Annotated in this window: 22 protein-coding genes; 7 read left to right on the top strand and 15 right to left on the bottom strand. The window is 64.7% G+C overall.

The window, feature by feature from the left end; genetic code table 11:
* Positions 1-4: 4 nt before the first annotated feature.
* A complete protein-coding gene (locus tag WAQ08_RS16395; protein WP_422192985.1) occupies positions 5-1,258 on the bottom strand; it encodes a nucleoside recognition domain-containing protein in 1,254 nt (417 codons plus the stop codon).
* Between the two features lie 54 nt (positions 1,259-1,312).
* Entirely contained in the window at positions 1,313-1,603 is a 291-nt protein-coding gene (locus tag WAQ08_RS16390) for a zf-TFIIB domain-containing protein (protein ID WP_422192983.1), read from the bottom strand.
* A 177-nt stretch (positions 1,604-1,780) separates the two neighbouring features.
* Between WAQ08_RS16390 and WAQ08_RS16385 the strand changes: the two genes are divergently transcribed.
* From WAQ08_RS16385 to WAQ08_RS16365, 5 genes are all read left to right on the top strand, one after another.
* The gene (locus tag WAQ08_RS16385) at positions 1,781-3,754 is read left to right on the top strand and encodes an LTA synthase family protein (protein ID WP_422192981.1); all 1,974 of its coding nucleotides are present in this window, start codon (positions 1,781-1,783) and stop codon (positions 3,752-3,754) included.
* A gap of 139 nt (positions 3,755-3,893) precedes the next feature.
* The gene (locus tag WAQ08_RS16380; RefSeq protein WP_422192980.1) at positions 3,894-4,049 is read left to right on the top strand and encodes a hypothetical protein; all 156 of its coding nucleotides are present in this window, start codon (positions 3,894-3,896) and stop codon (positions 4,047-4,049) included.
* A gap of 361 nt (positions 4,050-4,410) precedes the next feature.
* Entirely contained in the window at positions 4,411-4,674 is a 264-nt protein-coding gene (gene infA / locus WAQ08_RS16375) for a translation initiation factor IF-1 (protein ID WP_422192978.1), read from the top strand.
* An 86-nt stretch (positions 4,675-4,760) separates the two neighbouring features.
* Positions 4,761-5,084, top strand: coding sequence for an RNA recognition motif domain-containing protein (locus WAQ08_RS16370; protein ID WP_422192977.1), 324 nt, complete (start codon positions 4,761-4,763; stop codon positions 5,082-5,084).
* A 51-nt stretch (positions 5,085-5,135) separates the two neighbouring features.
* Positions 5,136-5,342, top strand: a complete 207-nt coding sequence (locus WAQ08_RS16365) for a hypothetical protein (protein WP_422192975.1) — start codon at positions 5,136-5,138, stop codon at positions 5,340-5,342.
* Between the two features lie 53 nt (positions 5,343-5,395).
* Here WAQ08_RS16365 and icd read toward each other — a convergent pair whose 3' ends face one another.
* The 3 genes from icd to hemN form a co-directional block, all read right to left on the bottom strand.
* Positions 5,396-6,649 (bottom strand): NADP-dependent isocitrate dehydrogenase, encoded by a 1,254-nt coding sequence (icd, locus tag WAQ08_RS16360; RefSeq protein WP_422192973.1) that lies wholly within the window; start codon positions 6,647-6,649, stop codon positions 5,396-5,398.
* A 172-nt stretch (positions 6,650-6,821) separates the two neighbouring features.
* Complete coding sequence (locus WAQ08_RS16355) at positions 6,822-7,541, bottom strand: sulfite exporter TauE/SafE family protein (RefSeq protein ID WP_422192971.1); 720 nt, start codon at positions 7,539-7,541, stop codon at positions 6,822-6,824.
* Positions 7,542-7,577: 36 nt separating this feature from the next.
* Positions 7,578-9,011, bottom strand: a complete 1,434-nt coding sequence (gene hemN / locus WAQ08_RS16350; protein ID WP_422192969.1) for an oxygen-independent coproporphyrinogen III oxidase — start codon at positions 9,009-9,011, stop codon at positions 7,578-7,580.
* Positions 9,012-9,232: 221 nt separating this feature from the next.
* Here hemN and fnr point away from each other — a divergent pair, with 221 nt between their 5' ends.
* The gene (gene fnr, locus WAQ08_RS16345; RefSeq protein WP_422192967.1) at positions 9,233-9,949 is read left to right on the top strand and encodes a fumarate/nitrate reduction transcriptional regulator Fnr; all 717 of its coding nucleotides are present in this window, start codon (positions 9,233-9,235) and stop codon (positions 9,947-9,949) included.
* Here the strand turns inward: fnr and WAQ08_RS16340 are convergent.
* The 9 genes from WAQ08_RS16340 to WAQ08_RS16300 form a co-directional block, all read right to left on the bottom strand.
* Positions 9,930-10,190: a hypothetical protein gene (locus tag WAQ08_RS16340; RefSeq protein ID WP_422192965.1), complete on the bottom strand. Its 261-nt coding sequence runs from the start codon at positions 10,188-10,190 to the stop codon at positions 9,930-9,932. The genes fnr and WAQ08_RS16340 overlap by 20 nt on opposite strands.
* Positions 10,191-10,335: 145 nt before the next feature.
* A complete protein-coding gene (locus WAQ08_RS16335; RefSeq protein ID WP_422192963.1) occupies positions 10,336-10,605 on the bottom strand; it encodes a nitrogen fixation protein FixH in 270 nt (89 codons plus the stop codon).
* 29 nt (positions 10,606-10,634) lie between these two features.
* The gene (gene ccoG / locus WAQ08_RS16330) at positions 10,635-12,095 is read right to left on the bottom strand and encodes a cytochrome c oxidase accessory protein CcoG (protein ID WP_422192961.1); all 1,461 of its coding nucleotides are present in this window, start codon (positions 12,093-12,095) and stop codon (positions 10,635-10,637) included.
* Between the two features lie 17 nt (positions 12,096-12,112).
* Positions 12,113-13,075: a cytochrome-c oxidase, cbb3-type subunit III gene (gene ccoP / locus WAQ08_RS16325; RefSeq protein WP_422192960.1), complete on the bottom strand. Its 963-nt coding sequence runs from the start codon at positions 13,073-13,075 to the stop codon at positions 12,113-12,115.
* A 20-nt stretch (positions 13,076-13,095) separates the two neighbouring features.
* Positions 13,096-13,233 (bottom strand): cbb3-type cytochrome oxidase subunit 3, encoded by a 138-nt coding sequence (locus WAQ08_RS16320; RefSeq protein WP_422192958.1) that lies wholly within the window; start codon positions 13,231-13,233, stop codon positions 13,096-13,098.
* 19 nt (positions 13,234-13,252) lie between these two features.
* Positions 13,253-13,882 carry a cytochrome-c oxidase, cbb3-type subunit II gene (ccoO, locus tag WAQ08_RS16315; protein ID WP_422192956.1) on the bottom strand — a complete coding sequence of 210 codons (630 nt, stop codon included), beginning with the start codon at positions 13,880-13,882 and terminating at the stop codon, positions 13,253-13,255.
* A gap of 15 nt (positions 13,883-13,897) precedes the next feature.
* Complete coding sequence (ccoN, locus tag WAQ08_RS16310; protein ID WP_422192955.1) at positions 13,898-15,328, bottom strand: cytochrome-c oxidase, cbb3-type subunit I; 1,431 nt, start codon at positions 15,326-15,328, stop codon at positions 13,898-13,900.
* 63 nt (positions 15,329-15,391) lie between these two features.
* On the bottom strand, positions 15,392-15,553 hold the full coding sequence (ccoS, locus tag WAQ08_RS16305) for a cbb3-type cytochrome oxidase assembly protein CcoS (protein ID WP_422192953.1): 162 nt from the start codon (positions 15,551-15,553) through the stop codon (positions 15,392-15,394).
* Positions 15,554-15,609: 56 nt separating this feature from the next.
* Entirely contained in the window at positions 15,610-17,994 is a 2,385-nt protein-coding gene (locus WAQ08_RS16300) for a heavy metal translocating P-type ATPase (RefSeq protein ID WP_422192952.1), read from the bottom strand.
* Between the two features lie 56 nt (positions 17,995-18,050).
* Between WAQ08_RS16300 and WAQ08_RS16295 the strand changes: the two genes are divergently transcribed.
* On the top strand, positions 18,051-18,569 hold the full coding sequence (locus WAQ08_RS16295; protein ID WP_422192951.1) for a DUF192 domain-containing protein: 519 nt from the start codon (positions 18,051-18,053) through the stop codon (positions 18,567-18,569).
* A 42-nt stretch (positions 18,570-18,611) separates the two neighbouring features.
* Here WAQ08_RS16295 and WAQ08_RS16290 read toward each other — a convergent pair whose 3' ends face one another.
* A complete protein-coding gene (locus WAQ08_RS16290) occupies positions 18,612-19,550 on the bottom strand; it encodes a patatin-like phospholipase family protein (protein WP_422192949.1) in 939 nt (312 codons plus the stop codon).
* Positions 19,551-19,616: the final 66 nt, after the last annotated feature.

Below are 19,616 nucleotides of genomic sequence, written 5' to 3'. Positions count from 1 at the left end.
CCCTTCAGCGCAACATGGCGTAGCCGATGGCGATCGCCGTGACCAGCCCGGCCGTGTCGGCCAGCAACGCACAGGCCAGCGCATGGCGCGCATGCTTGATGCCCACGCTGCCGAAGTACACGGCCATCACGTAGAAGGTGGTCTCGGAAGAACCTTGCATGATGGCGGCGAGACGCCCGGCGAAGGATTCCACCCCATGGGTCTGCATGACATCGATCATGAGCCCCCGGGCGCCAGCACCCGACAGGATCCGCATCAAGCCCACAGGTAGGGCCGGCAGGAAGGCTGTGTCCAGCCCCACGGCCGACACCACCGAGCCGATGCCCGCCATCAGCGCGTCCATGCACCCGGCCGCGCGGAACACGCCGATGGCCACCAGGATGGCGATCAGGTACGGCACGATGTGGATGGCCACGCCGAAGCCTTCTTTCGCCCCATCGATGAAGGCGTCGTACACATTGATGCGCTTGAACGCCCCCGCCAGCAGGAACAGCATCACGATGCCCAGGATCACCATGGCGCCTGTGGCACCGGCGATGCGCGACGCCTGCTCAGCCGGCAGCCGCGCCAGTGCCGTCACGATGGCGACCAGCACGCCCGCCACGGCCAGCATTGGCAAGGCAAAGCGTGCGCGCCACAGCGGCAGGCGCTGGCAAACAGCCACAGCCATCACGCCCACCAGCAGCGACACGAAGGTGACGAGCAAGGTCGGCAGGAAGATGTCGGCCGCGTTGAAGCTTGCGCCCAGGCCCTGCTTGACGGCAATGCTCTGACGGATGGCGATCACCGAGGTGGGGATCAGGGTCAGGCCCGCAGTGTTCATCACCACGAACATGATCTGGGCGTTGCTGGCCGTGTCGGGCTGGCGTGTGTTGAGCGTCTGCAGCTCGCGCATGGCCGTGAGGCCCAGCGGCGTGGCGGCGTTGTCCAGGCCCAGCATGTTGGCCGAGATGTTCATGGTCATGGCGCCCTGCGCAGGGTGACCATTGGGCACCTCGGGGAACAGCCGGCGCAGCAGCGGCGCGGCCAAGCGCGCCAGGGTTTCGACCATGCCGGCACGCTCTCCCACCCGCATCAGGCCCAGCCACAGCGCCATCACGCCGGCCAGGCCCAGGGAGATCTCGAAGCCCGAGCGGGCCCCGTCGAACAGGGCCGTGAGCAGCCCTTGGAACACACCCTCGTCACCCATCAGGGTGCGCACGAGGGCCGTGGCACCTGCCACGGTGAAAAATCCGATCCAGACCCAGTTCAACGCCATGGACAGCGATGGTAGTGGGTCAGGCGCCCGATTTTCAGGCGCCTCAGACGCTCATCAATCGAAGATGTCGCTCAGCCAGGACTTGCGGCGGTAGTTGCCGTACTGCTTCTTGCCGTAGTCGGAGTCTTCGAATTGAGGGCGGCCACGGTAATCCGGCGGAGGGGCGCGGTGCTGTGCCGGTGCCGCTGCGGCGGCTGGCGCCTCGGAGCGCGCACTCAGCTGGATCAGCTTGTCGAGTTCGCCACGGTCAAGCCAGACGCCGCGGCAACTGGGGCAGTAGTCGATCTCGACCCCCTGTCGGTCTGACATCAGGAGCATGGCGTCGGGGCAAACGGGGCATTTCATGGGGTGATCTCCGGATCATTTTCTGAATTAAATATGAATACAAGAGTGCCTGCAAAGTTCCCTCCGCGCAAGTGATTCACCCCCGTTCAGGTCACAGCAAGCCCCCGGAAGCACTGCGTCAACCACCACCAGAAAGCCGGCGTTAGACCTCCAACTTCGAAGTTCTCTGCACCATTCATGCACACCTCTGCCTCCGGTCTGGGCGCGGCACGCCTTCCCCTGTTCATCGCCCTGCTGTGGATCGCGGTGTTCACGCTCCTGCGGGCTGGCCTGCTGGCGCTTGTCGGCCCGCAGTCGGTCCCACCGGCCTTGTGGCCAGGCATCTTCCTCAAAGGCTGGATGTTCGACCTGGCGGTGGTAAGCATCACCTGCGTGCCCGTGCTGCTGTACGAAGCCTTGCTGCCCAACCGCTGGCGGCAGCATGGCCTGCACCGCGGCCTGCGCTGGATCTGGGTGTGGTTCTCGGTGCTGGTGATGCTGTTCGGCGCGGGCTCTGAGATCACCTTCTGGCTGGAGTTCGCCACACGCTTCAACTTCATCGCGGTCGACTACCTGATCTACACGCAGGAGGTGATCGGCAACATCCGCCAGTCCTACCCTGTACCGGCGATCGTGGCCGCCTTGAGCGCCCTGGCGGCCTTGTTGACCGTACTGTTGAGGCGGCATGTTCAGTGGGCCAATGCCTTGACGCTGTCCGGGCTGCAACGCCTGGCACTGGCACTGGCGGCCGTAGCACTGCCGGCCCTGAGCCTCACGCTGACCAATGTCGACCAGATGCAAGGCTCGGGCAACGCCTACGCGGAGGAGTTGAGCGGCAACGGCCTGTACTCGCTGGCCGCGGCCATGCGCCGCAATGAGCTGGACTACGACAAGTTCTACCGCACCCTGCCACAGGCGCAGGCCGACGCCATCCTCAAGGGGCTGGATGTGGAGCGGCAACCCTTGAGCCAGGCCGTCAAGACGGACGATGAGGATCCCGCCTCCGCCCCCCTGCCCTTCAAGCGCCGTCCCCGCAACGTGGTGCTGATCTCGGTGGAGAGCCTGTCGGCCTCCTTCATGGACACCTTCGGCGGCACCAAGCACCTGATGCCCCGGCTGGACGCCCTGGCGCATGAAGGCCTGCTGTTCAAGCACATGTACGCCACCGGCACCCGCACGGTGCGCGGTCTGGAATCCCTGTCGCTGGGCACGCCGCCCGCGCCTGGGCAGGCCATCGTCCGGCGCCCCAACAATGAGCATCTTGCCACGCTGGGCGAGATCCTCAAGCCGCAAGGGGTGGAGAGCTTCTTCTTCTACGGCGGCTACGGCTACTTCGACAACATGAACGCCTACTTCGATGCGAATGGCTACCAGGTCATCGATCGGACGGACATTCCCAAACAGGACGTGATCTTCGAGAACGTCTGGGGTGTAGCCGACGAGGTGATGTTCCAGCACGTCATCAAGACGCTGGGCACCGAGGCTGACAAGGACAGACCGTTCTTCGCACACGTGATGACCACGTCCAACCACCGCCCTTACACCTACCCGCAGGGGCGCATCGACATCCCCTCGCCGGGCGGGCGTGATGGCGCTGTGAAGTACACCGACTACGCCATCGGCAAGTTCATCGACGACGCGAAGCAGCAGCCCTGGTTCAAGGACACCCTGTTCATCATCATCGCGGACCACTGCGCCTCGGTGGCGGGCAAGACGAAACTTCCGGTGGATGGCTACCACATCCCACTGATCCTGTACGCGCCGGACCTTGTGCAGCCCGGCGTCTTCGAGCCCGTGGTGAGCCAGCTGGATCTGGCACCCACCATCGTGGAGCTGATGGGCAAGAACGGCGTCAACCTCTTCTTCGGCCGCCCCTTCTTCGAGCCCGGCCCGCCCCTGCAGCGCGCATTCATCAGCAACTACCAGGAGCTGGGTTACCTGCGCAACAACGTGTTGACGGTGCTGCTGCCCAAGCAGCGGGTAGAGGCCTACAAGGTCGATCCGCTCACCCTGGAGACCACCCCGACGGCCGTGGACGAGACCCTGGCCAACGAAGCCATCGCCTATTACCAGACCGCCTCGCGGGCGTTCAAGCAAGGGGCCTTGCGCATCGACACGCAGGGTGCCTGGCTGCACAACGTGCGGCGCGGGCCAAGCCAGTCCGCCAGGTAAATCAACACGCCAGGTTTGCTGGACGAACGAACTGCTTCATTGCACTCAGAGACCATCGGATCAACAGTCCGCTGCTCTACGCACACGTGCACAGCGATGAAGATGGTAAGGTGAGCCATCTTCATTCGGAAAGCACGCCATGGCCAAACCCAACTATCAGTTCGAGAAGCGCCAGCGTGAGCTGCAGAAGAAGCAGAAGAAGGTTGAAAAAGCTCAGCGCAAGGCACAGGCAGAGTCGACAGAGCCCTCCAGGCCCGCAGACTTGCCCATCGACAACGAGACACCACCCGCGTGACATAGGCTTGCCGCCAACGTTTTCACAGGCGAAGCCGTAACGGCGTGAATCCGGCATGGCTTGAAACGCCGAGCACTGTTATAGTGTGGTCAACTGCTGCAGCTTTGCTTACCTCCGCAGCATTTGTCGACATGCCCGTCGCCCCAGTGACCGGCATCTATCCTCAGGGGTGGCTTTGTGAAGCCCCCCGCTTCCAGGCAAGCGTTGTCTGGCTCTGCGAACGCCCAAGTTCGCCCCTCCCCACCGCATCAAGCTGGTCGCTGCAGGCCTTGCCCTTCCGTGTCCATCGCGACCGCGGGCTCGATAGCGTGTGGCCCGTCCGGCTGCTTGTCGGCCTTCTCACTCCAAACAGATCGGCTTCATGGCCAAAGAAGAACTCATCGAAATGCGCGGCGAAGTCGCCGAAGTGCTGCCTGACTCACGTTTCCGCGTGACGCTGGACAACGGTCATTCACTGATTGCCTACACCGGCGGGAAGATGCGAAAACACCGCATCAGGATCCTGGCAGGAGACAAGGTGTCGCTGGAGCTGTCGCCCTACGACCTGAACAAGGGGCGCATCACCTTCCGCCATCTCGAACCACGCAGTGGCGGAGCACCGGCGGCCCCCCGGCGCAAGTTCTGACACACCGCCCGCAGCGCCACAGCCTTATAGTTTTCTCAACGCCGCGACCATGCGTCTTCAAGCGGCATCTCTCGAAAGGGTCCTCCATGGACAACAAACTCTACGTCGGTAACCTGTCCTACGCTACGCGCGACGAAGACCTCCAGCAGCAGTTCTCGCAATACGGCCAAGTGGCCTCCGCCAAGGTCATGATGGACCGCGACAGCGGCCGCTCCAAGGGCTTCGGCTTCGTTGAAATGGTGTCGGCCAGCGACGCCCAGAACGCCATTCAAGGCGCCAACGGCCAAACCGTCGATGGTCGCGCCCTGGTGGTCAACATCGCCCGTCCCCGTGAAGAGCGTCCCGGCGGCTTCGGCGGTAGCGGCGGCGGTTACCGCAGCGGCAACGGCGGCGGCCGCGGTCGCTACTGATCGCTCCGGAGCCTTCTCCCCGCTTCGGCGGGCAACCCATCCAGCAGTGCGATGAAAACTCAGAACAGTCTTTCAGATCTGCGTGAATCGCTTCAAGCCACGGCAGATGCGCTGTACAAGCGCCGGGCCTGTGACGTCCCGGAAAGCTACATCGAGGACTACGTGGCGCTGGATTGGTTGAAATGGGACGGTGGCGGACTGAAACTCACCGTCACCGGCCAGAACATCTGCCGACAGGCGACAAAAAACCCCAGGTGAATCAACACGCTGGGGTTGCTTGATGGATGACCGGCAGCGAGCCGGCCAATGCATCACATGTTGTCGATCATGACCTGACCGAAGCCCGAGCACGACACTTGGGTGGCACCGTCCATCAGACGGGCGAAGTCGTACGTGACTTTCTTGCTCTGGATGGCCTTGTCCATCGAGCTGATGATCAGATCGGCGGCTTCCAGCCAGCCCATGTGGCGCAGCATCATTTCGGCCGACAGGATCTCGGAACCGGGGTTCACATAGTCCTTGCCAGCGTACTTGGGCGCGGTGCCGTGGGTGGCTTCGAACATGGCGATCGAATCCGACAGGTTCGCGCCGGGGGCGATGCCGATGCCGCCGACCTGGGCAGCCAAGGCGTCAGACACGTAGTCGCCGTTGAGGTTCAGCGTGGCGATCACGCTGTACTCGGCCGGGCGCAGCAGGATCTGCTGCAGGAAGGCGTCGGCGATGGAGTCCTTGACGATGATGTCCTTGCCGGTGCGCGGGTTCTTGAACTTGGCCCACGGACCGCCGTCGATCAGTTCGGCGCCGAACTCCTTCTGAGCCAGGGCATAGGCCCAGTCACGGAAGCCACCTTCGGTGTACTTCATGATGTTGCCCTTGTGCACGATGGTCACGCTGGGCTTGTCATTGTCGATGGCGTACTGGATGGCCTTGCGCACCAGGCGCTCGGTGCCTTCGCGCGACACGGGCTTGATGCCGATGCCGGAGGTGGCGGGGAAGCGGATCTTCTTGACGCCGAACTCGTTCTGCAGGAAGGCGATCAGCTTCTTGGCCTTGTCGCTTTCGGCTTCGAACTCGATGCCGGCGTAGATATCTTCCGAGTTCTCGCGGAAGATGACCATGTCGGTCTTTTCCGGTTCCTTCACGGGCGAAGGCACGCCCTTGAAGTAACGCACGGGGCGCAGGCAGACGTAGAGGTCCAACTCCTGGCGCAGGGCCACGTTCAGCGAACGGATGCCGCCGCCGACGGGCGTGGTCAGGGGGCCCTTGATGGAGACAACATAGTCCTTCAGGACAGTCAGGGTCTCTTCGGGCAGCCAGACGTCAGGGCCGTAAACGCGGGTGGACTTTTCACCGGCGTAGATTTCCATCCAGTGGATCTTGCGCTGACCGCCGTAAGCCTTTGCCACCGCAGCATCGACCACCTTGATCATCACGGGAGTGATGTCGAAACCGGTGCCGTCGCCTTCAATGTACGGAATGATGGGGTTGTGAGGAACATTGAGCGAGAAGTCCGGGTTGACCGAAATCTTCTGCCCACCTTCGGGCACTTTGATGTGCTGATACATGGTTGTGGTCTCCGCGTTTGGCGATTCCGTGAACAACATGGCCATGGTGTCGGCCGTGCTTCCCTATTCTATGCGACCCCCTCTGTCCATCACATGAGTGAAGGGCGCAAATGCATCTTAATTGGGCGGACACAAGGCCTGCATGCCACACAGGCCTACCCTGCCCTGGGGTTCATGCGCACCAGGCAAGCCATTGCTCATGCAGGCGGTGTGCCAGGCCCCACGCGGCGGCCGCACTGAGCAGGCCACCGGCCAGGCGCACGGCCCAGCGAGGGTCGGCCAGCCAGGGCCAGCGGGCGGACAGGCTGGCGGGCCAGCGCCACCCCTTGAGCCGGGCAGGCAGCCACCACAGCACCACGGTGCCCGGCAGGGAGAAGACGGCCATCACCAGGGCGCCCTGGGCGGGTGTGGGCGCCAGGGCGGCCGTCATCACGGCGCCGTAGAGCAGGCCGCAGGGCAAGGCGGCCCAGGCCATGCCCAAGGCCACTGGCCGCCAGGTTTGGCGCCCCGAGGCATGCCCCCCTGAGGGCCCGGTGGGAACGCCCCAGCCCCAGGCCTGCACGCGCCGGTACAGCGCCGTTCCATGCGCCTGCACGGCGGTTGGCATCGCACCGCTGGCGACCATAAACAGGCCCAGCAGGAAGGCAGCGGCCAGCACCATCACCCAGATCGGCTGCAAGGCGGTGGCCCAGCGCGACCAGGCCGCTACCAGGCTCATGGCCCCCGCGGCCACGCCGCCCAGAACGGCATAGCCCAGCGTGCGCCCCAGCACGGCGCGTCCGGAAACACCATGAGGCATCACGACGGCGCAGGGTGCAGCGCACATGGTCACGCAGTGAGGCAGGCCGGCCAGCCCCATCAGGAAAGCAGTGATCAGAAGGCTGTAGAGCATGGGCGGGCGCGCTGGGCCTTCACGACCCAGGCGACATCAGATGATGCGGGAGAAGCGCTCCATCGCCTGGTCGGCCTGGAGGTGGCGATCAAACACCATCGCGATCGCCCGCACGAAATACCACCCCATGGGTGTGACGCGGACACCGTCGGGCTCCATCTCGACCAGCCCCTTCTCGACGAGCGGGCCCAGCTGTTCGATCTCACGACAGAAATACTGCCTGAAATCAATCAGATAGGCCAGTTCGATGGACTCGATGTCCACCCTGCCCTGGCACATGATGGCCATGATCACGGCCCTGCGCACCAGGTCGTCACGGCTGAGGGTAAGGCCGCGCACCACGGGGAATTCGCCGCTGCCGAGAGCGTCGTAGTACTCCTCCAGCGTCTTGGCGTTCTGGCTGTAATGCGCCCCCACCCGGCCGATGGCCGACACCCCCAGGCCGATGAGGTCGCTGTCCGGGTGCGTGCTGTAGCCCTGGAAGTTGCGGTGCAGGCGCCCCTGGCGGCGCGCCACGGCCAGCGGATCGGTCGGCAGCGCGAAGTGGTCCATGCCGATGTAGTCATAACCGGCCGCGCGGAACTGGCGGATGGCCCGCGAGAGCATGGCCACCTTGTCGGCACCGGCCGGCAGCAACTTGGCATCGATGCGGCGTTGCGGCTTGAAGCGCTGCGGCAGGTGGGCGTAGGCATAGAGGGCCACGCGGTCGGGCTTGAGCGCGCTGACCTGCACCAGCGTGCGGTCGAAGCCCTGCGGTGTCTGCTTGGGCAGGCCGTAGATCAGGTCCATGTTGATGGACTCGAAGCCCGACGCCCGGGCCGCCTGCATCAGGCGCGCCACCGACTCGAAGGACTGCACCCGGTGCACGGCCTGCTGCACCTCGGGGTCGAAATCCTGGATGCCTAGGCTGAGCCGGTTGAAGCCCATGGACGCCAGGCGTGCAATGCGGGCCTCGTCCACCGTGCGGGGGTCGACCTCGATGCCGTATTCACCGCCCGGCACGAAACGGAAGGCCTCGCGCAACCAGCCCAGCAGTTGCTCGATCTGCTCGTCGCTCAGGAAGGTGGGCGTGCCGCCGCCCAGGTGCAACTGGGACACCGCCTGCCCCCGGCCCAACTGGGCCACGTGCAGTTCGATCTCCAGGCGCAGCGCATCAAGGTAATCCAGCGCCTTTTCATGGTGGCGGGTGACGACCTTGTTGCAGGCGCAGTAGTAGCACACCGATTCGCAGAACGGGATGTGCACGTAAATGGACAAGGGGGCGATGCCACCGCCCACGGCCCCAGCCCCTTCGGCGCGCTGCGTGAGCGCCAGCCGGTACTGTTCGGGCCCGAAGGCCTCCACGAATCGGTCGGCCGTGGGGTAGGAGGTGTAACGAGGCCCGTTCACGTTCAATTGCCCGAGCACCTCCTGGTCCACCAGGGGTAAGGGCTGAAGAAATCCGGACGGAGCGAAGGCAAGCGCGTTCATGCGACCGAATGTGCCAAACCATTGGCGCGCGTCTTTGATCTGGCGCAAGCCGCCTGCGCGCGCAGCCGCAACAATGCGCAAAGACTTGATCCAATCCCCTTCCTTTGTCCAAGGCCCCCACCATGACCACCTCGGAGTGCACTGCTACCATGCCGGAACAGGGCGTTGCCACACGTGTGCAGCCCGTTCATGCCGTCAAGGACACAGGACATTCCAGACCCATGAAATACGACACATTCAAGGTTGCCTGCTCCAGTTGCAATTTGCGCGAACTCTGCCTGCCCGTGGGCTTGAACCAGCCCCAGTTGATCCAGCTGGATGAACTGGTCGCCAGCCGCAAATCGGTCAAGCGCGGTGAAGCGCTCTTCCATGCCGGTGAGCCGTTCAAGGCGGTGTATGCCGTGCGCACAGGTTTCTTCAAGACCTGCGTGTCTTCTGAAGATGGCCGCGATCAGGTCACGGGCTTCCAGATGGCAGGTGAGCTGCTGGGCCTCGATGGCATCAGCACCGACCACCATGCCTGCGATGCCGTGGCGCTGGAGGATTCGCAGGTCTGCGTGATTCCCTATTCGCAGCTGGAAGAGCTGTCGCGCGAGTTCAGCGACCTGCAGCACCAGTTCCACAAGATCATGAGCCGCGAGATCGTGCGCGACCACGGTGTGATGCTGCTGTTGGGCAGCATGCGCGCCGAAGAGCGTCTGGCGGCCTTCCTGCTGAACCTCACGCAGCGCCTGCATGCGCGGGGTTTCTCGTCATCGGCGCTGGTGCTGCGCATGACGCGTGAAGAGATCGGCAGCTACCTGGGCCTCAAGCTCGAGACCGTGAGCCGCACCTTCTCGAAGTTCCAGGATGAAGGGCTGCTGGAAGTGAAGCAGCGCGACATCCGCATCCTGGATGCCGAAGGCCTGCGCGCGCTGGTCAATACCTCGCGCTGCTGACCTGGCGGGCGGGTACCTGGGAAGGTGTCCGCGACAACCACAGGCTGATGGCCGATGCCGCAGCCACCATGCCCCAAAACACCATGAAGGCCATGGTGTAGGTGGCCATGGGTGACGGCTCCCAGCCGCTCATCTGCAAGGCGCTGGGATCCACCCAGGCGAACACCACCATCTCGATCAGACCGGCCACCAGAAAGGCCGGCCACAGGATCTGGGCGGCGTGAAGTGCGCGTGGTGTCATGGCTGTCATCTCCTTAAACAAGGCTCAGCACAGCATGCATGTTCAACGCTTTGGGCGCGTTGCGCGCTAGTGAGAACCCTTGGCGATGCGAGGTTTCCGCAGTTTCATGCAGAAGCCCGCCAGCTCAGGGCGGCGGTTCGCCATTTCAATGCTCAGCCGGCTGCATGGCCGTGTCGGCGGCGCGGTTGCGCCCCTGCACTGCTGGTGCGTGGCCCGGCTTGCTCGCGTCCTTGGCCATCTGCGTGGTGTCCAGCACCGGATCGACGTTGCGCACGGCAATGGCGACCATGTTGAGCGAGGCCACCACAACAATCAGCGGCCCGCCCACCACCAGCCAGACGATGGGAAACTTCCACCAGGGGGCACCGGCGCCGGGCTTGTTGTCGGTGAGCTTGGGCTGTGTCAGCGTGTTCATGGCTGCTCCTTGAAGAAGGTGCCAGCGCTTCAGCGCGGCACCATGAAAGTGGTTTTTTCACGCACGGCCACTTCGGGCTCGTGCGGCTGGCGTTGGCGGGTTACCACCATCTCGGTGCGTTGCGCGCCCGGGCCCAGCGTCTGGGCCACCTCGGGCGGGATGCGCACCGCCACGGCCACCCAGCGGGCCTCGGCCGGGCCGACGATGATCTCTTGCTGCACCTGCATCTGCACGTGAGACAGGTGGTCCATGAAGATGCTGTAGCGCTGCTCGGCCTCCGTGGCGTTCATGATCTGCACGCGGTAGACGTTCTCGATGTAGCCGTCATCAACGATGCGCGCCAGGGTGCCGCGGTCACGCACCACGTCCACCTTGAAAGGCGTGCGCAGGTACAGGCTGGCCACGAAGGCGGCCAGCACCAGCAGCAAGACGGCCGAATAGATCAGCACACGCGGCCGTGCGATGCGCTTCCACATCTGGGCACGGCTCCAGCCGGCGTCCATGCCGTTCTGGGTGGCGTAGCGGATCAGGCCGCGCGGCGAGCCCATCTTGTCCATCACCGTGTCGCACACGTCGATGCAGGCGGCACAGCCGATGCACTCGTACTGCAGACCGTTGCGGATGTCGATGCCGGTGGGGCACACCTGCACGCACAGGGTGCAGTTGATGCAGTCGCCCAGGCCACGCTCGGCGGCCACGGTGCCACGAGGGCGTGAGCCGCGCGGCTCGCCACGCTTTTCGTCGTAGCTGATGACCAGGGTGTCGCGGTCGAACATCGCGCTCTGGAAGCGCGCATAGGGGCACATGTACTTGCAGACCTGTTCTCGCATGAAGCCCGCGTTGCCATACGTGGCCAGGCCATAGAAGGCCGTCCAGAACACTTCCCACGGGCCCATGCCCAGGGTGAGCATCTCGTTCCACAGCACGCGGATCGGCGTGAAGTAGCCCACGAAGGTGAAGCCCGTCCAGAACGACAGCAACAGCCATGAGGCCTGCTTGCCGCTCTTGCGCCAGAGCTTCTCGAAGCTCCAGCCCGAGCGGTCAAGCTTCATGCGCTTGCCACGGTCGCCCTCCCACTGCTGCTCTATCCACAGGAACAGCTCGGTGTAGACCGTCTGCGGGCAGGCATAGCCGCACCACAAGCGCCCGGCCACCGCTGTGAACAGGAACAGACCGTAGGCCGAGATGATCAGCAGCACGGTCAGGTAGATGAAGTCCTGCGGGTACAGGACCAGGTCGAACAGGTAGAAGCGGCGCGCGCCCAGGTCGAACAGCATGGCCGGGCGGCCATTCCAGTTCAGCCAGGGCAGGCCGTAGAACACCAGTTGGGTGAGCGCCACCAGCACCCAGCGCCAACGGGTGAACCAGCCGGAGACCTCACGCGGGTAGATCTTGGGCTGCTTCTCGTACAGGAAGACCATCTCTTCCCGAGCGCCGTCTGCACCCGCTGCGACCGGCTTGATGGGGATGATGGTCTTGGGCTTGTCCATCGCGTGGGCCTGTCAACTCACTGGGTGCTGGCACCCGCTGGTCGGTTGGAATCGTCCTGGGCGGTCTGTGTGGGGTTCGACAAGCCCCACACGTAAGAGGCCAGCACCTTGATCTGGTCGGCGGTGAGGCGATCCTTCTGCGCCGGCATGATGTTGGTCTTGCCCTTGGTGACGATGTCCACAATGGCGGCCTCGCCCCAGCCGTGCAGCCAGATCTTGTCGGTCAGGTTGGGTGCGCCCAGGGCATGGTTGCCCTTGCCGTCCGCGCCGTGGCAGGCCGCACAGGCCTTGAACTTGTCGCGGCCCAGCTCGGCCATCAACGAGTTGTGCGCACTGCCTGACAGGCTCAGCACGTAGTTCGCCAGTTGGCGCACTTCCTCGCTGGTGCCCACGGCGGCGGCCATGGGCGGCATCATGCCGTGGCGGCCCTGGGTGATCGTTTCGATGATCTTCTCGGGGGTGCCACCGTGCAGCCAGTCCTTGTCGGTCAGGTTGGGGTAGCTCTTGCCGCCGCGCGCATCCGAGCCGTGGCAGGCCGCGCAGTTGTTGAGGAACAGGCGCTCACCGATGGCCAGGGCCTGCGGGTTGCGGGCCATGGTCTCGACCGGCTGGTCCTTGAACCCGGCATACACCTGGGCCTCGGTGGCCTTGGCCTTGATCACCTCATCCTGATAGGCCTTGGCGGACGACCAGCCCAGCTTGCCTTCATGGGCCCCCAGGCCGGGGTACAGCGCCAGGTAGCCCACCGAGAACACGATGGTCAGCACGAACAGGCCCACCCACCAGCGCGGCAGCGGGTTGTTGAGTTCACGCAGGTCACCATCCCACACATGGCCGGTTGTCTGGTCGATGTTGCCCTGGGCATCGCGGATCACCTTGTGACGCGCGGATACCAGCAGGACGAACACACAGAACAGCAACCCGCCGATCACGATGCCGGCCACGTACAGGTGCCAGCCATTCGACACGAAGTCGCTCATGAAGAGCCTCCAATCATCATTCAATCGTCAGACAGGGGCAGCCGGGCAGCCTCGTCGAAGTGGGACTTGTTGCGGCGGGCATAAGCCCACCAGACAATGCCCACGAACATCACCAGGGACACCAGGGTCACCAGGCTTCTGAGCGTGCCGAGTTCCATGACCGGCTCCTTTCGTTGCTTACTTGACGGCCGTGCCCATGATCTGCAGGTAGGCCACCAGGGCGTCGAGCTCGGTCTTGCCCTTGAGCTCTTCGGGCGCGGCCTTGATCTCATCGTCGGTGTAGGGCACACCGACCACACGCAGGGCCGCCATGTTCTTGCCGATGTGGTCCGGCTTGAGCGGGGCCGTCTCCAGCCACGGGTAGGCCGGCATGTTCGATTCGGGCACCACGGTGCGCGGATCGATCAGGTGGGCACGGTGCCATTCGTCGCTGTACTTGCCGCCCACGCGGTGCAGGTCGGGGCCGGTACGCTTGGAGCCCCACTGGAAGGGGTGGTCGTACACGAACTCGCCAGCCATCGAGTAGTGGCCGTAGCGCAGCGTCTCGGCACGGAAGGGGCGGATCATCTGCGAATGGCAGCCGAAGCAGCCTTCGCGCAGGTAGATGTCGCGTCCGGCCAGTTGCAGCGGTGTGTAGGGCTTGAGGCCCTGCACCGCTTCGGTCGTGCTGCGCTGGAAGAACAGCGGCACGATCTCGACCAGGCCGCCGAACAGGATGACCACCAGGGTCAGCGCGATCAGCAGGAAGTTGTTGGTTTCGATCTTCTCGTGCGAGAAGCCGGGGGCGGGGGTGTGGTTCTCAGCCATGTGTGTCTCCCGTCATCAAGCGGCAGCCGGCTGGGGCACGGCCACGGTGTTGGCGCGGCCTGCCGTGACCGTCATGACGGTGTTCCAGAGCATCAAGATCATGCCGCCGAGGTACAGCAGGCCACCGGCCACGCGCAGCACGTAGAAGGGGTAGCTGGCCTTGACGCTTTCGACGAAGGTATAGACCAGGGTGCCATCGGGGTTGACGGCGCGCCACATCAGGCCCTGCATCACACCGGCGATCCACATCGCGGCGATGTACAGCACGATGCCGATGGTGGCTGTCCAGAAGTGCAGCGAGATCGCGGGCACGCTGTACATGGTGGTGCGGCCGAACAGGCGCGGGATCAGGTAGTACAGCGATCCCATCGAGATCAGGCCCACCCAGCCCAGGGCGCCAGCGTGCACGTGGCCCACCGTCCAGTCGGTGTAGTGCGACAGGGCGTTCACCGTCTTGATCGACATCATCGGGCCCTCGAAGGTGGACATGCCGTAGAACGACAGGGACACGATCAGGAACTTGAGGATGGCGTCGTCACGCAGCTTGTGCCAGGCACCCGACAGGGTCATGATGCCGTTGATCATGCCGCCCCAACTGGGCGCCAGCAGGATCAGCGAGAACAGCATGCCCACCGATTGCGCCCAGTCAGGCAGCGCGGTGTAGTGCAGGTGGTGGGGGCCGGCCCACATGTACGTGAAGATCAGCGCCCAGAAGTGCACGATCGACAAGCGGTAGCTGTAGATCGGCATGTTGGCCTGCTTGGGGATGAAGTAGTACATCATCCCCAGGAAGCCCGCCGTCAGGAAGAAGCCCACGGCATTGTGGCCGTACCACCATTGCACCATGGCGTCCTGCACGCCGGCGTAGGCCGAGTAGCTCTTGCCCATGTCAACCGGCACGGCGGCGCTGTTGACGATGTGCAGCAAGGCCACTGCCAGGATGAAGGCACCGTAGAACCAGTTGGCCACGTAGATGTGGCGGATCTTGCGGATGCCGAGCGTGCCGAAGAACACCACCGCATAGGCCACCCAGACCAGGGCGATCAGGATGTCGATGGGCCATTCGAGCTCGGCGTATTCCTTGCCCTGGGTCCAGCCCAGCGGCAGGGTGATCACCGCGGCCACGATCACGGCCTGCCAGCCCCAGAAGGTGAAGGCGGCCAGCTTGTCGGAGATCAGCCGCACGTGGCAGGTGCGCTGCACCACGTAGTACGAGGTGGCGAACAAGGCGCAGCCCCCGAAAGCGAAGATCACCGCGTTGGTGTGCAGGGGCCGCAGCCGCCCGTAGGACAGCCAGGGTATGCCGAAGTTGAGTTCGGGCCAGGCCAGTTGCGAGGCGATCAACACCCCTACCGCCATGCCCACCACCCCCCAGACCACGGCGGCCAGGGCGAACTGCCGGACCACGGTGTCGTTGTAGGTGGCAGAACGGTTGTTTGCCATCATGCGTTCTCCTGTTTCATCACCTCCGATTCTGGTGGGGGGCACATGAAACAGCCTTGCGCAGGATCAAGGGGGACCAGAAGACTTTTCTTGATCTTCGTCAAGGATGCGAACACCCTCCTGATCGAGATTGTCGAACTGCCCGCGATAGACGGACCAGCCCAACACGCCCAGGATGAGCAGCACGAGCACGACAGACAGGGGAAGGAGCAGGTAGAGGATGTCCACCCGTGTATCTTGCTGAAAAGCCCGTGGCGCGTACAGGGGGCAGATCAAGGAAAGTGTCAGGCCCTTGATGCAGGAACCTTGTGTTTTTCGGCGCCCAGGCGCAGTGCGTTCAGCACCACGGCCAGCGAGCTCAAGGCCATGCCCAGGCCAGCCAGCCACGGCGGCAGCCACCCGCTCAGGGCCAGCGGAATGCACACCGCGTTGTAGCTCGCCGACCAGACCAGGTTCTGCCGCACGATGCGCATGGCACGCCGGCTGATGTCCACCGCCTGCGAAACACCTGTGAGCCGTCCACCCAGCACGATGAAGTCGGCTTGCGATTGGGCCAGCGCAGCGCCCTGATCCAGCGCGAAGGACACGGAGGCGCTGGCCAGCACGGGCGCATCATTGATGCCGTCACCCACCATGGCGACAACCTGGCCGCCCTCCTGGCGTGATCGCAGCAGTTCGAGCTTGCGCTCCGGCGAGACCGCCGCGCCCAGCACGCTCAGCACCCGTGGGCTGCCCAGTTGCGAGATGAACTGCTGAACCCGTTCGGGTTGATCGCCTGAGAGCACTGCGGCATCGACGCCTTGTGCCCGCAGTTCAGCCAATGCGGCGGCGGCTTCTGCACGCGGTTGCTCGTCCAGCGCGAAGCCCAGCACCTCATCAGAACCGCCATCCAAGGGGGCCAGCCAGACGCGCGCATCGGCCCAAGGGGATGTGGCCAGATCGGCCTGCCCCGCCAAAGCCCAATCGGCCGCGCCAAGCCGCCAGATGCGCCCATCAGGCGCCTGGGCTTCTAGCCCTTGCCCCGCCAGCTCCTTCACCTCGTGCCAAGACTGAGCCCCATCCCGCTGCAGACTGGCCAGAGCCTGGGCGGCCGGGTGTTGCGACTGCGCCGCCAGGGCGCCCGCTGTCGACAACAAGGCCGCCGGCACCTCAACCCCTGTACCCACCCGCCCCTGCCACCACACGGCTTGCACGCGCAGGCGGGCATCGCTGAGCGTGCCCGTCTTGTCGAACAACACCGTGCGCACGGAGGCCAGGGTGTCGATCGCATCCAGGTGCCGCACCAGCACGCCGCGCCGGGCCAGCGCGCCAGCGGCCGACAGCAAGGCCGAAGGCGCCGCCAGCGAGAACGCGCACGGGCAGGTCACCACCAGCACCGACACCACCACCCACACGATGCGACTGGGATCGATCCACCACCAGGCCAGTCCGCCCAGCAAGGCCAGCAGCAGCACGCCCCACAGAAAGTAGCCGGCAAAGCGATCGGCCATGCGCATCCATCCTGGTTTTTCGGTCATGGCCTGGTGCACCAGGTTCACGATCTGCTGGTAGCGCGTGTCCGGGCCCAGGCGCTCGATGCGGCACCACACGGGGGCTGACAGGTTCAGGCTGCCGGCCACCACCACCTGCCCCGGGGTGCGGGGCACGGGACGCGATTCGCCTGTCAGCATGGACTCGTCCACCTCGGTCTCGCCACGCACGACCTGGCCATCGCCCGGAAAGGCCTGGCCCACCGCCACCCGGACGTGATCGCCCAGGCGCAAGGCCGACAAGGGCACGCGCTCCGCAGCATCCAGATCCTGGCCCACGGCACGCTCCACGGCCTCCGGCAGGCGCGCGCTGAGCGATTCGAGTGATTGCGTGACCTTCTCGCGCGCCCGGCTTTCGAGCCAGCGCCCGGTGAGCAAAAAGCTCACGAACATGGTCAGCGAATCGAAGTACACATCGGGGCCCAGCCAGGCGGCGTGCCCGAAGGTCACGCCGGTGCTCACCCCGAACATGGCCGCGATGCCCAGCGCCACCGGCGCATCCATTGAGATGCGGCCATGCTTGATCGCCGCCCAAGCCCCGCTGAAGAAGGGCCCGCACGAGAACAGCATCACCGGCAGGCTGAGCACCCAGGCCGACCAGTTCATGAGCTGCCAGATGTCTGGCGAGATATCCTGCGCGCCGCCCACGTACTGGGCCGTGGAGACCATCATCACCTGCATCATGCAGAACCAGGCCACCAGCAGGCGCCACAGCAGCTTGCGCTGATCCTGCAGGCGGACACCGAGTTGTCGCGCCCCGGCATCGGGCCAGGCGCGGTAGCCCACGCCCTGCACCGCCCGCACCAGTTGCGACAGGCGCACGCGCGCCGGATCAATGACCAGGCGCGCCCGCTGCGTGGCGCCCTGCACCTGCACATCCCGCACGCCCGGCACGCGCTGCAGTGCGGATTCGATGGTCAAGGCACAGGCCGCGCAGTACATGCCGGACAGGCCCAGCCCGATAGGCAAGCCCCCATCGGGCGCCTTGGGGCCGACCTGGCACTGCTGCAGCACGGCTGGATCGTCCACACCCGCCGCCTGTGCGTCGGTCAAAGCCGCATTCAGGCCGGGGTCAGCCTGCTCACGGCTGTCGGCGGCACCGGATCCCGGCACGTTAGGAGTGGACAATGGCGAAGACATGGGCCACCCTACTCTATCCCCATCAGGCAGGGCCTGACCCCGACCAGGATCAAGAAATGACTCAGTTTGTCTCTCACGCGCAGGGCATGCGCACCACCTTTGGCAAGGGCAAGGCGCTCGGCATGGCCTTGTCCTTGGCTGCCTGCCTCGCCATGAGCCCATCGGCGGCTCATGCGCAGGCCCAGGATGGCCAGCCCCAGCGCCTGTCCACCATCACGCTAGGCGCCGGCATGTACAACATCAAGGTCGAGGTGGCCCAGACCCAGCAGGAACACGCCACCGGCCTGATGTGGCGCACCACCATGCCCACCAACGAAGGCATGCTCTTCATCTTCCCGCGTGCCGGTCAGCAGTGCTTCTGGATGAAGAACACCCTGCTGCCCCTGTCCATCGCCTTCATCGACGACAACGGCCGCATCGTCAACCTGGACGAGATGCAGCCCAAGACCGAAAACTCGCACTGCTCCGCCCAGCCCGTGCGCTTCGTGCTGGAGATGAACGAGGGGTGGTTCAAGAAGCACGGCTTCAAGCCCGGTGACCAGCTCAAGGGCGCGCCCTTCGGCACGCCCCGCTGAGGTCATCCACGCCTTCAGGCCGCTGGGGCCTGCAAGGCTGGCTCAGCGGTTGCGTGCTGCCGCCAGCCGCTGGCGCAAGGTGTCCAGCACGGCGTAGGTCGCCTCGCGCCCGGCCAGCACCGACAGGCGCCGGTTGCTGAAATCCGCCCCGCCGATACCCGACAGCTTCGGGCGAACCACCACATCCGCATCCTTCAGCTCATGCTGGCTGATGCTGTGCCCCATGATGTTGAAGGTCTGCAGCAAGATCTGCATCGAGCTTTGCGTGGGCTGGCCCTGCGGGATCGCAGAGATGTCCACGGCGATCACCACGTCTGCCCCCATCTGCTGGGCATAGCGCACCGGGATCGGTGACACCAACCCGCCGTCCACGTACTCCCGCCCGCCGATCTTGACCGGCTGGAACACGGCCGGCACCGCGCTGGATGCCCGCACGGCCACGCCCGGATCACCCCGGCGGAACAGGATGGATTCGCCCGAATTCAAATCCGCCGCCACGATGCCCAAGGGGATGCGCATCTGCTCGATGCTTTTGCCGCCTGTCTTGTCGCGAACGAACTTGGCCAGGGCCTCGCCTTTCATCAACGAACGACCCGGGAACACCCAATCGGTGATGGAGGATTCGTCCAGCGTCATCGCCATCTGCTCCATCTCGGTAGGCGTGCGGCCCGAGGCGTACAGCGCGGCCACCATGGAGCCGGCAGACGTGCCCACCACGATGTCCGGCTTGATGCCCTGCTCTTCCAGCACCTGCAGTACGCCGATGTGGGCAAAACCGCGCGCCGCACCACCGCCGAAGGCCACCGCCACCTTGATCTGGCGCGGAGGCTTCGGGATGGGCGCAGGCGTCACCACGGCCGGTGTGTCCACCACGGGCGCCTGGCTGACGGGGGGCTGGGCATCCCGCCCGCCCAGCAAACTGCCACATCCACTCAGGGCCAGCGCCGCCACCAAGGCCGCCGCCCCCAGACGTGGCCGCATCAACGACGGTCTTGTTTTATATATCCAAAATGAATTAACAACTTCCAAGAATGTTCTTCGCATTTA

Source organism: Aquabacterium sp., from assembly GCF_049274795.1.
Lineage (GTDB): Bacteria > Pseudomonadota > Gammaproteobacteria > Burkholderiales > Burkholderiaceae_C > Aquabacterium.
Note: the sequence above shows the minus strand (reverse complement) of the source record. Positions and strands in the feature narration are given on the sequence as shown.

Excerpts from the sequence above, each read along its gene's own strand:
- WAQ08_RS16395 (WP_422192985.1), bottom strand. The coding sequence starts at position 1,258 with ATGGCGTTGAACTGGGTCTGGATCGGATTTTTCACCGTGGCAGGTGCC.
- WAQ08_RS16390 (WP_422192983.1), bottom strand. The coding sequence starts at position 1,603 with ATGAAATGCCCCGTTTGCCCCGACGCCATGCTCCTGATGTCAGACCGA.
- WAQ08_RS16385 (WP_422192981.1), top strand. The coding sequence starts at position 1,781 with ATGCACACCTCTGCCTCCGGTCTGGGCGCGGCACGCCTTCCCCTGTTC.
- WAQ08_RS16380 (WP_422192980.1), top strand. The coding sequence starts at position 3,894 with ATGGCCAAACCCAACTATCAGTTCGAGAAGCGCCAGCGTGAGCTGCAG.
- infA (WP_422192978.1), top strand. The coding sequence starts at position 4,411 with ATGGCCAAAGAAGAACTCATCGAAATGCGCGGCGAAGTCGCCGAAGTG.
- WAQ08_RS16370 (WP_422192977.1), top strand. The coding sequence starts at position 4,761 with ATGGACAACAAACTCTACGTCGGTAACCTGTCCTACGCTACGCGCGAC.
- WAQ08_RS16365 (WP_422192975.1), top strand. The coding sequence starts at position 5,136 with ATGAAAACTCAGAACAGTCTTTCAGATCTGCGTGAATCGCTTCAAGCC.
- icd (WP_422192973.1), bottom strand. The coding sequence starts at position 6,649 with ATGTATCAGCACATCAAAGTGCCCGAAGGTGGGCAGAAGATTTCGGTC.
- WAQ08_RS16355 (WP_422192971.1), bottom strand. The coding sequence starts at position 7,541 with ATGCTCTACAGCCTTCTGATCACTGCTTTCCTGATGGGGCTGGCCGGC.
- hemN (WP_422192969.1), bottom strand. The coding sequence starts at position 9,011 with ATGAACGCGCTTGCCTTCGCTCCGTCCGGATTTCTTCAGCCCTTACCC.
- fnr (WP_422192967.1), top strand. The coding sequence starts at position 9,233 with ATGAAATACGACACATTCAAGGTTGCCTGCTCCAGTTGCAATTTGCGC.
- WAQ08_RS16340 (WP_422192965.1), bottom strand. The coding sequence starts at position 10,190 with ATGACACCACGCGCACTTCACGCCGCCCAGATCCTGTGGCCGGCCTTT.
- WAQ08_RS16335 (WP_422192963.1), bottom strand. The coding sequence starts at position 10,605 with ATGAACACGCTGACACAGCCCAAGCTCACCGACAACAAGCCCGGCGCC.
- ccoG (WP_422192961.1), bottom strand. The coding sequence starts at position 12,095 with ATGGACAAGCCCAAGACCATCATCCCCATCAAGCCGGTCGCAGCGGGT.
- ccoP (WP_422192960.1), bottom strand. The coding sequence starts at position 13,075 with ATGAGCGACTTCGTGTCGAATGGCTGGCACCTGTACGTGGCCGGCATC.
- WAQ08_RS16320 (WP_422192958.1), bottom strand. The coding sequence starts at position 13,233 with ATGGAACTCGGCACGCTCAGAAGCCTGGTGACCCTGGTGTCCCTGGTG.
- ccoO (WP_422192956.1), bottom strand. The coding sequence starts at position 13,882 with ATGGCTGAGAACCACACCCCCGCCCCCGGCTTCTCGCACGAGAAGATC.
- ccoN (WP_422192955.1), bottom strand. The coding sequence starts at position 15,328 with ATGATGGCAAACAACCGTTCTGCCACCTACAACGACACCGTGGTCCGG.
- WAQ08_RS16300 (WP_422192952.1), bottom strand. The coding sequence starts at position 17,994 with ATGTCTTCGCCATTGTCCACTCCTAACGTGCCGGGATCCGGTGCCGCC.
- WAQ08_RS16295 (WP_422192951.1), top strand. The coding sequence starts at position 18,051 with ATGACTCAGTTTGTCTCTCACGCGCAGGGCATGCGCACCACCTTTGGC.
- WAQ08_RS16290 (WP_422192949.1), bottom strand. The coding sequence starts at position 19,550 with ATGCGGCCACGTCTGGGGGCGGCGGCCTTGGTGGCGGCGCTGGCCCTG.